Raw genomic sequence first — 9,977 nt, 5'->3', positions numbered from 1 at the left:
TATACCGATGCAGGTTCTACAGTCACAGACAACGTTGATGTTGGATTAACTTCAACCGTTACAGGAGCTGTGAACACCGCAATCCTTGGTGCATATACCCTCAGCTACAACGTAAGTGATGCCGCAGGCAACCCTGCTAGGACTGTGACACGCACAGTGAATGTAACTGACCAGACAGCACCTGTGATTTCGCTGCTGGGTGCAGTAAACGTTGCTGCTGTCGCAGGCTCGGTATATACGGATGTGGGAGCAACAGCTCAGGATAATGCAGATGGTAATATTACCGCCAGAATATCGATCACTGGTGGTCCGGTGAATACAGCTGCCCTTGCAGGCACGCAATTTACCCTGACCTACAATGTTTCCGATTTGGCCGGTAATGCAGCCACCCCGGTCACTCGCACAGTAACTATTGTTGCGGACGCTATTGCGCCTACGCCAGCTGGTACTGCGGCTCAGCTTCCCTTAACCGGATCGGCACAATCCGCCGTAATCTATGCCGCTGGCCAGAGTATCCAGAACTACACAGCTTCAGCTGGCACCCCTCCTAGCGGTGTTTCCACACCGTTTGGTCTGATCAGCTATACGACAACGACTGTGGGAGTTGGAGCAACGCAGACAGTAAACATCACTTTCAGTGCTGCCTTACCGGCAGCTTATAAACTCTATAAAGTGGATAATGCCGGCACATACAGTCTGATTCCTAATGGGCCAGGTGTAGATCAATGGATAGGCGTTAATGCGACTACGATTGCACTGACCCTGAGTGATAACGGGCCATTTGATCTTGATCAAACCGCTAATGGTGTAATCGTTGACCCGCTCGCTGTTGGTGTTGTCGCTCCTGCACCGGTAATAGCCCCTGCACCCGCAGCAGCCATCCCAGCAGCGGCTTCAGGAGGAGGTGGCGGCGGTGGCTGTGCACTGAGCTCTAAATCTGAATTTGATCCGCTTTTGATATTGATGGTATTACTATCACTAATCTGGCTACTACGACGCAACGTTGAAGGCACATGATATAGATTAGGCAGATCACCAGTATCAAAACCTTCTCCGAATGATTATCATAGCAGAGGCTACCCAGTCTCAAACTAAGGCCCGATATATCTATGCACGCACCTGCTATTTATATTCCTGTTTACGGTAAAACAGACGTTCTAAAGCGTTGCCAAGAACCTCTGGTAATCATCTGTCAAAGCCTCCACAGCCAGATGATAAAACCGTTCACCATCAGCAACCGTTGCCAGCTGAGGGCTGGAGCCTATGCGTCCATCCGGGAATTTATTGCGAAAATCCACTGCATCATAAAAGTTCTCACCTTCATTCAGCACAGGGGCAACCTCAGGACTCAGGGTTACATTTTTAACCGCTTCAGGGTGGGCATAATAACTTAACGCCACCTCGCTTACGGTAGCATGATGCCCTTCCGCGCCATGATAGAGCTCTTCAGCAAGGCTGGTGATCGCATCATTGCGCCACCAGTTGGCCAGATGACAGCGCGGTGTATCTTTCCCGGCCAGGCTGGCAGCATGATAGAGCTGACAAAATGCGGTTGTGATCGGCGGGATATTACCGCCATGCCCATTGATAAAGTAAAAATGCGTAAAGCCATGATGTTGCAAAGATTCTACCACATCACAGATCAATTGAATCAGCGTGGAAGGTTTAATCGTTACCGTGCCCGCAAAGGCCATATGGTGCTGTGCCATGCCATAATTGATCGTAGGGGCAATGAGTACATCTGTTTGCATTTCGATACCTGACGCAATCTTGGTCGGACAGATAGCATCGGTGCCTATCAGGCCATTGGGGCCATGCTGCTCAGTCGAACCAATCGGAATAATAATGCCGGTGGAGTGTTCCAGGTAACGTTCTACTTCCTGCCAGGTACTGAGTGCAAGTTGCATGATAAGCTCCGATTATATCAAGGTATAAATTGATTAACTCTTTTTGAAACTCGTAAATAGCAAGACTACAACAGCGATAGAAATACAGGCATCTGCAACATTAAAGGCAGGCCAATGATATTCGACCCCATCCCAACGCACATACCAGTCAACAAAATCAACCACGTAACCCAATTGCATACGATCCCAAATATTACCGACAGCTCCGGCCAGAATAAGCACTAGCAACCATGAGGTAATGCCTGCGCGCAAACGTTCCTGCCACCACCAGAACAGCACAGCAATGGCAATGCCAATTGTCATACCCAACAGTAGCCACACACGCACAGCATCCGGCAGATCGGCAAACATCGAAAACGCCACGCCGGGATTATAAGCACGAATCACATTAAAAAAGCCGTCAATGACAGAAAACGCATGAAAGTCTGCTTGCTGAATCCACCATTTGGAAAGTTGATCAACAGCAACAAGCAAGCTGAATAGTCCGATCTGTTTATGGCTGCGGGTCATGGAGCCTCCTGTAGTTACTGGCAAAACTCTGCGGCTGACTACGGTGAAGTCAATCGACTTGCCATCAATCTCTTTTTCATAACATAAACCTGGCCGCTTTCACATTTCGATGGGTTCAATTTTGGGTGTATAGAACCACATTTGGTAGAGTGATACAAAAATCTGGATAGCCAGTGAAATCCCCATCAATGCGCCGGAAAGAACGACCACCACGGCGAACTCGGGGATCAGCCTTGTGGCATACCATGACAAGATATCCAGAAGGATCGCAAAAAACGGGACCGCAACGGCGATACGTTTCAGCATGACAGGCATTTCACACAGGATAAAGATGCGCCCAACAAAAAACAGGATAAAGGCGATACCAAACAGATGAATGTGGGAGACGCGCACCAGACTCTGAATTGATGCACCATGATCGGATTCCGTCAGCTTCTTCACGTCGTTGTAGGAGGTCAGAGGCGGTAATCCCATACCTGATTCGGATGAATGGCAGACAATGCAGTTCTGGTTCAAAATCGGAGCTACCGTACTGTTAAACTCATTTTCTGAGCCACCACGCCCTATCCAGTCGGCAATAGTCTGTTTCTGTCCTGGGTTTTCTAAATTCACCCCCATAGCACCATTCAATGCTGCTCCCAGCCGCGTTTTTTGATGCTCACCATAGTAGGTTATTTTGATATCATCGACTGACAAGCCCGGAATTCCGTCCCTTCCCTGATCGGAATAGTAGAGATGGGCAAGTGCAAAGAGATATCCCAGACCAATGGTGATCAGAAACATCGTATCAAGAATTTTTTCGCTAATTGAAGCATCGGTCATACGGCGGTAGTGAGGCATATTAAGCTCCTTGTTCATGACAGATTTGTGACACGTTTGAGTACCCGACACACACAGGCTCAGCAGAAAGATGACCTGCCTGAGACATTGTCACCCCTGATTCTGGTGCTTGTATACGGTCAATTTGATTCGGTCTTCAATCAGCCCCCAGACAAGACAGTAGGCCCATATCATGCCTACATATAGCCATGGAATCGGAGTCATCAGCCAGCCCATGCCAGCGATCAGTGCAGCGAGCAACTGGGTACAAATAATCGCACTAAACAGTAATGTGGAGGGGCGAGGCTTTGAGAACATAGAGTGACGTGTTCTCGCAACAAACAAGGTCAGATGCCCCGCAATCGAAAGCTTGAGAAATATCACAGTTTGCAGATGTGGGAGATCAATCCCAAACCATGTATTTGCAATGACCAGCAGCAGAAATGTTTCGGCAACACCAACCATCCCCAACACAGTCGCCATGGTAAGAACCCGGTGCATATTCCAGCGCACAGGGTTCGGATCAAGCCAGGTATTATCTTTGGCAATCGTCATGATTGGAATATCGTTGAGCAGTGCCAACAGGATAATCATCACTGCCGTGATGGGATAATAGCCATAGATAATCATGGCCAGCACCATGAAAACCATAATGCGCACCGTTTCAGTAATACGATAAATGGCATAGGAGTTCATGCGCTCGAAAATGTGCCGTGCCTCTTCAACCGCACTGATGATCACCGATAGTCCAGGTGCAGTCAGAATCAGGTCGGCGGCGGCCCGTGCCGCATCGGTGGCACCACTGACCGCAATGCCCACATCAGCCTGTTTCAGTGCGGGAGCATCGTTGACACCATCCCCTGTCATGGCGACGAGATGATCGCGTGCCTGCAGTGCTTTGATGATACCGTACTTGTGTTCAGGAAACACCTGCGCAAATCCATCTTCGCGTTCGATACGTTCGCCAAGCTCAACAGATGGGTTGATGATATTGGCCTCATTAGCAAACAGTTCATTGGCCAAGCGGATGTTTTTGCCCATGCCAAGCTGGCTGGCTATCTCGCGGCCAATCGCGACGTTATCGCCGGTCACCATTTTCACTGCAATGCCATGCTCTTCGGCACGGGCAATAGTTTCAGTCGAATCCACGCGCGGCGGATCAAACAACGGCAATATACCGAGAAACTGCCCGCGTCCGTTGGTATCGGTTCTGGCCACACCCAGTGTTCGGTATCCTCTGGCAGCAAAGAGCTCGACCTCGGCATCGACTTTTTCTCTCATCTCGCTCATAGCGTCAAAACCAATATCGGGGGCCACCAGTTCAAGCATCACCTGCGGGGCCCCCTTGCTGACACGAAAACTATTGCCCCGGCTATCGATCATTTCCGCCTCGGTGCGCTTATGTATGGGATCGAAGGGGGTGAAGTGTGTCAACGTATAATCTTTGAGTAGGTTGGCATCTTTCAACCCGCCCATCACGGCCAGATCAATGGCATCCTTGTTCTCTTTTTTAGATGCCAGCGCCCCGGCCAGAGTCAGCTCATCGGCAGTAACATCGTCAAACGGGACAGGGTCACCCAACGTCAGTCTGTTCTGTGTCAGTGTGCCTGTTTTGTCCGAGCAGAGGATATCGATACCCGCCATCTCTTCGATCGACTCCAGACGCGATACGATGGCCCCCATTTTCGACAGAGCCTGCGCGCCCACGGTCATGGTTACAGACAGCACTGCCGGCATGGCCACTGGAATTGATGCAACAGTGAGTATCAGTGCAAACTGGATCAGTTCCAACAAGGGCGTTCCACGGGCTAACTGCACCAGAATGAGTATAATCACCAGCGCAAGGCTCAAATAAATAAGGTAATTTCCAATTTGCAGCACGGCCTTCTGGAAATGCGACTCGGCACCGGCACCCTCAACCAGCCTGGCGGTGCGTCCAAAAAAGGTGGCAGAGCCGATCGTTGTGACCACAGCCAGCATCTCACCCTGTTTGGCGATAGAACCGGAGTAGATCGTTTCACCTTCTATTTTATCCACCGGCATCGATTCGCCGGTAAGTGCCGACTGATCGACACTGAAATAGTCCCCTTCAAGCAATTGAGCGTCGGCCGGAATAATATCACCCATGCGCAGGCGGATGATGTCTCCCGGCACCAGTTCGACGGCCTCTATATCAGCCCAACTACTACCCCTCAAAACGCGCGCTCTCAGTGCCAACTGCTTCTTCAGCGCATCCAATGCATTGGATGCTTTGTACTCCTGCCAGAATCCAATCGTGGCATTGAAAAAAAGCATAACCAATATAATCACCAGATCGGCCCAGTGGAGAGCAATCGCAGAGAGTATAGCTGCCGCTTCGATCATCCACGGAATCGGGCCCCAAAAGTAGCTGAGAAATTTCAGCCAGCTGTTTTTCTTTTCCTCTTTCAAGCTGTTTGGCCCGTATCTGGATAATCGCTTGGCAACTTCCTTGGCGGAGAGCCCTGTTTTGCTATCAACATGCAGGCAGGAGAGTGTTTCTTCAATGGATTGATTCGCTGTTTTATAGCCCATTTCAAATCTTCCTTTAACTCGTTTCCTCTATGATAAACCCATCACTCAAGGTGCAACAGCTTTGGCCTGACGATCCAGCCAAAACAGCAGTGTCGGCAAAATCAGTAACACAAGAGGAAATTGCGCCGCCAGACCAAATATAATGGCAATGGCCATCGGTTGCAGCATGGCTGAGCCTTCGCCGATAGCTAATGCCAATGGCATCAGAGCAAGCATGGCTGCCAGACTGGTCATGGCGATGGGTCGAAAGCGGTTGCGACCGGCCTGAATGTAATCTTCCAAACGGTGAGCATCCGGCTGGCTGATGCGGCGGAATTCCGAGTAGTAGAAAATGGCCGTTTCGGTGACAATGCCGATAATCATGGTCAGTCCCATCATGGAGGTAATATTCAGCTCCGTGCCGGTCACAGCCAGTCCGAGAAACACCATCCCCATCGCCAGCAACGGCATAGAGAGAATGGCCAGAGATGCTCTGAATCGCTCATAAAGGAACAAGAGCAGTACAAATACCAGTGCTACGGCAGCAGCAAACACCTGCATCAACCCTTCAAACGCCTTCTGCTGCTGTAGGTAAAGCCCGCCCAGTTCTACCCGGATATCATCAGGTATGAGTTCGGTTGCAATCAGCGCCTTCACTTCACGCATCACTGAACCCATATCCCGACCGGAGATGCGGCCGGTAACAGCCACCATGCGTTTGAGGTTCTCACGCGTGATTTGCGGCTGACCGCTAATCGTCTGTATGGAGGCGATACGTTTTAATGGTAACCAGTGACCATCTGGAGCCTCTAACTGCAACAACTCCAGCTTGTAAATAGCATCGCGCTGCTGTTTGTCCGACCACAGGCGCACGTTGATCATTTTCTGACCTTGCTGCACGGCGGTGGTTACCTGACCAGCCAGCAGCGTATTGACCTGACGCGTCACCTGTTCGGGATCCAACCCTTCCAACGCAGCCCTGTCCCGATCCACTTTGATGGTAATGGCATCACCGGCAATCAGAATACCGTCACGCACATCCACCACACCGGTAATATGTTCGATGGCTTCGGCCACCTTTGGCGCCAGCACCATCAGTTCTGCCGGGTCATCACCAAACAGTTTGATTTCAATCGGTTGAGGATTGGAGGTTAAATCACCAATCACATCCTCCATCAGCAGCGCCATATCGATATCCAGCGCCGGTACTACAGCATGCACGCGCTCACGCACCTCATCCATAATTAATTCTATATCGCGACGTGGCAGAGGCTTCAGACGAACAAAAAAATCACCCTCATTGGCCTCGGTGATAAAGCCACCCAGAGAGCCGCCGGTTCTGCGGGAATAAGTATCGACTTCGGGGATAGATTTCAAAACCTGCTGAACCTGAACGAGCAAACGATCGGCTTCCGTCAGTGACATACCGGCCGGTGCGATATAATCCAGAATAAAACCGCCCTCATCCATATGCGGCATAAAGCCGCTACCCACAGCCCGATAACCGGCATAACCGGCAAACATCAGTCCGGCAGCAATCACAAACAGTATGGCCGGCCGGTGCAGCATCACTCCCAGCCAATGCGTATAGACGGCAAGAACTCTGCGCTGTAGCGGGCCTTCATCCTCTTCAGCTGCATCCTTTTCACGCAGTACATGTGTAGCCAATAACGGTACCGCCAGCCAGGCAATCAGAAATGAAACAATCAGAGCGCTGGCCATGGTCAGTGACAGCGGCTTGAAGAAAGCGCCGGTCACGCCGTCCAGAAAGGCCAGCGGCAGAAAAATAATCGTGGTCGCCAGTGATGAACCGAGCAATGGTTGAAAAAAAGATGATGCAGCATGCATAATCGTCTGCTCATGCTCCTGACTCTCCAGCCTCCCCCTAACACGGCGTATAATCTGTTCAATCATCACAATGGCATCATCAATCACCAGACCAACCGCTGCAGCAATGCCGCCGAGGGTCATGATATTGAAACTGAAATGAAACACATCGAGCAACAGCACCGTTGTCGCGAATACCGCTGGTACCACAATCAGGGTGATCAGAGTGATGCGCAGGTTGCGCAGAAAGGCCAGCAGTACCAGCCCGGCTAGTACTACACCAATCAGAATCGCGTCACGTACGCTTCTGGCCGAGGCCACTATCAACTGGCTCTGATCATACCAGTTTTTCACTGCAACATCGGCGGGTATTTTACCCTGATATTGTTTCAGACGTTCACGCACATCTGCAGCAATTTGCACCGTATTACCGCCCGGCTGCTGATAAACCTGAAACAACACAGCATCCCTGTCATCCGCTGTAACACGCAACCACTGTGGTTGAATGCTGCGCGTTACCGTTGCCACATCCTCCAGATTCACATTCCCATTGGCTCCGCTGCTCAGCACGGTATGACGAATGGCATCAAGGGAATCAAAACGGGTATCAGAAACGGTCAGAAATAATTTGTAGCGATCTTCCACTTTACCCACTGCAGTGAGTACATTGCTGGCAGCTAAGGCATTCGCCACCTGTTGCATACTGATGCCGAAAGCATGCAGGCGATCAGGGTCAATGGTGACACGATATTCCTCCTGATTACCACCCATCACCCCCACTTTGGCGACCCCTTCGATACTGGATAGCAGCGGCACAAGTTGGAATATGGCCAGATCACGCAACTGCACCTGTGACTGCTGCGTAGACGTCAGGCTATAGGCAATCACCGGAAAAATAGTGGGATCCATACGACGAACGGTAAAAGCGGACCCCGGCGGAAACTGGCCCTGAATCTGATTCAATGCCGAGCTTAATTGCAGCGAGGCGGAAATCATATCGGTACCCCAGTTGAAATTCACCGATATATCTGCACTGCCACGACTGGTAATCGAGCGCAAATTCACCACACCCGGAACGGAGCGAATGGCCATCTCTGCCAGGCGGGTCATCTGAATTTCCATCTGTTCAGCCGGCTGGTCACCGGCATTCAGAGCTACGACAATGCGGGGGAATGTCACCTGCGGAAACAGGCCAACCGGCATATGAAAAGTGCGCACGGCGCCCATCACGGCGAACAACAACAGTAAGGTAAGCAAGGATCTCCGATGCTGTTGGATCCAACCCGATATTTTCATTGCGCAAGTACCTGTGAGATTGCATCACCATCGGACAATTCCGCTACTCCCGTGCTCGCAATCACTTGTCCTGCCAGCAGTTTCCCCTGAACCACCGCATGCCCATCTTTTTCCAACACCACCTGTACGGATACTTGCTCCGCTATATCATGGGCAATGCGCATCACATAGGCCATATTGTTGTCGCCATACATGACTGCACTACGCGGGATCACCAGCGCCTGTGGAAACTGACGGGCGGAAATGTCGGCAGATACCGTCATACCGGGGAGAAATGGCATAGTTTGATCCCCGGAAAGGCGAACAAGCACATCAGCCAGACGGGTTTGCGGATTGATTGCATGCAGGACTTTATCCACCCTAGCCCTGACCCGCAGATCAGGATTCATGACTGGATGTATTTCAATGGCGTTGCCCGCTCTAATCCAACGAATATCCTCCGCCTCCACCCCCAGCAGTACCTTCAAACGATCCGGATGCCCCAGCTGCATCAGTGTCATTCCGGCCGATACACGCTGACCGGCCTGTACCGGCACCATGGCGACAATGGCATCGAAAGGTGCCCTGATTTCGCGAACACTTTTACCTAACCCCTGCTGTCTGAGTTGTTGCAGGCTCGATTGACTATCGGCCAGTGTTTTTTCTGCTGTCGCCAACTGAGAACGGGTTGCCAGCTGCCTGGAAAACAGGCTGCGTGTGCGTTCCAATGCTGATTTGGCAAAACGTACGCTTGAAGCCATCTGCTGATACGATGCTGCGGCAGCCGGATCAACCACGATTTCTGCCAGCAACTGCTCTTTCTTTACCGGCTCACCGGCCAGTACCGGCAGGCGTGCAATTTGGCCTGCGTAGGCCAGACTAATGTTTTGGGTCCAAGCATCATCGAAGCTGACCTTGCCATAGATATGCAGCGTTTCATCTACGTCCTGTGCCGCTACCACGGCTGTTTGCACTCTGTGCACAACCGTTTCTGTGGCAATCGCTGAAGTAGTCATCACCAGCATATTCAATAATAATAAAACAAGGTCTGTGTATCTCATGGCTGATACTCCTGCTGCAAATATGAATCACCGGCTGATTTGGCAT

Annotated in this window: 7 protein-coding genes; 1 reads left to right on the top strand and 6 read right to left on the bottom strand. The window is 51.0% G+C overall.

Annotated elements, in window-relative coordinates; all coding sequences use genetic code 11:
- A partial coding sequence (locus tag D8Y20_RS13075; protein ID WP_147434098.1) for a choice-of-anchor U domain-containing protein occupies positions 1-1,017 on the top strand: 1,017 nt, incomplete at its 5' end.
- Between the two features lie 140 nt (positions 1,018-1,157).
- Here the strand turns inward: D8Y20_RS13075 and D8Y20_RS13070 are convergent.
- The 6 genes from D8Y20_RS13070 to D8Y20_RS13045 form a co-directional block, all read right to left on the bottom strand.
- Entirely contained in the window at positions 1,158-1,907 is a 750-nt protein-coding gene (locus tag D8Y20_RS13070) for a creatininase family protein (RefSeq protein ID WP_121544160.1), read from the bottom strand.
- Between the two features lie 33 nt (positions 1,908-1,940).
- Positions 1,941-2,417 (bottom strand): signal peptidase II, encoded by a 477-nt coding sequence (gene lspA / locus D8Y20_RS13065; protein WP_121544159.1) that lies wholly within the window; start codon positions 2,415-2,417, stop codon positions 1,941-1,943.
- Between the two features lie 99 nt (positions 2,418-2,516).
- Entirely contained in the window at positions 2,517-3,275 is a 759-nt protein-coding gene (locus D8Y20_RS13060; RefSeq protein WP_236075452.1) for a hypothetical protein, read from the bottom strand.
- A gap of 72 nt (positions 3,276-3,347) precedes the next feature.
- Entirely contained in the window at positions 3,348-5,789 is a 2,442-nt protein-coding gene (locus D8Y20_RS13055) for a plasma-membrane proton-efflux P-type ATPase (protein WP_121544157.1), read from the bottom strand.
- A gap of 45 nt (positions 5,790-5,834) precedes the next feature.
- Positions 5,835-8,891, bottom strand: coding sequence for an efflux RND transporter permease subunit (locus D8Y20_RS13050; RefSeq protein WP_121544156.1), 3,057 nt, complete (start codon positions 8,889-8,891; stop codon positions 5,835-5,837).
- Positions 8,888-9,931 carry an efflux RND transporter periplasmic adaptor subunit gene (locus tag D8Y20_RS13045; RefSeq protein ID WP_121544155.1) on the bottom strand — a complete coding sequence of 348 codons (1,044 nt, stop codon included), beginning with the start codon at positions 9,929-9,931 and terminating at the stop codon, positions 8,888-8,890. Before D8Y20_RS13045 ends, D8Y20_RS13050 begins: the two co-directional genes overlap by 4 nt.
- Positions 9,932-9,977: the final 46 nt, after the last annotated feature.

It is taken from the genome of Mariprofundus sp. EBB-1 (assembly GCF_003665155.1).
In the GTDB taxonomy this organism is placed as follows: domain Bacteria; phylum Pseudomonadota; class Zetaproteobacteria; order Mariprofundales; family Mariprofundaceae; genus Mariprofundus.
The sequence above is the reverse complement of the archived record's forward strand: the minus strand, read 5'-3'. Positions and strand labels throughout refer to the sequence as shown.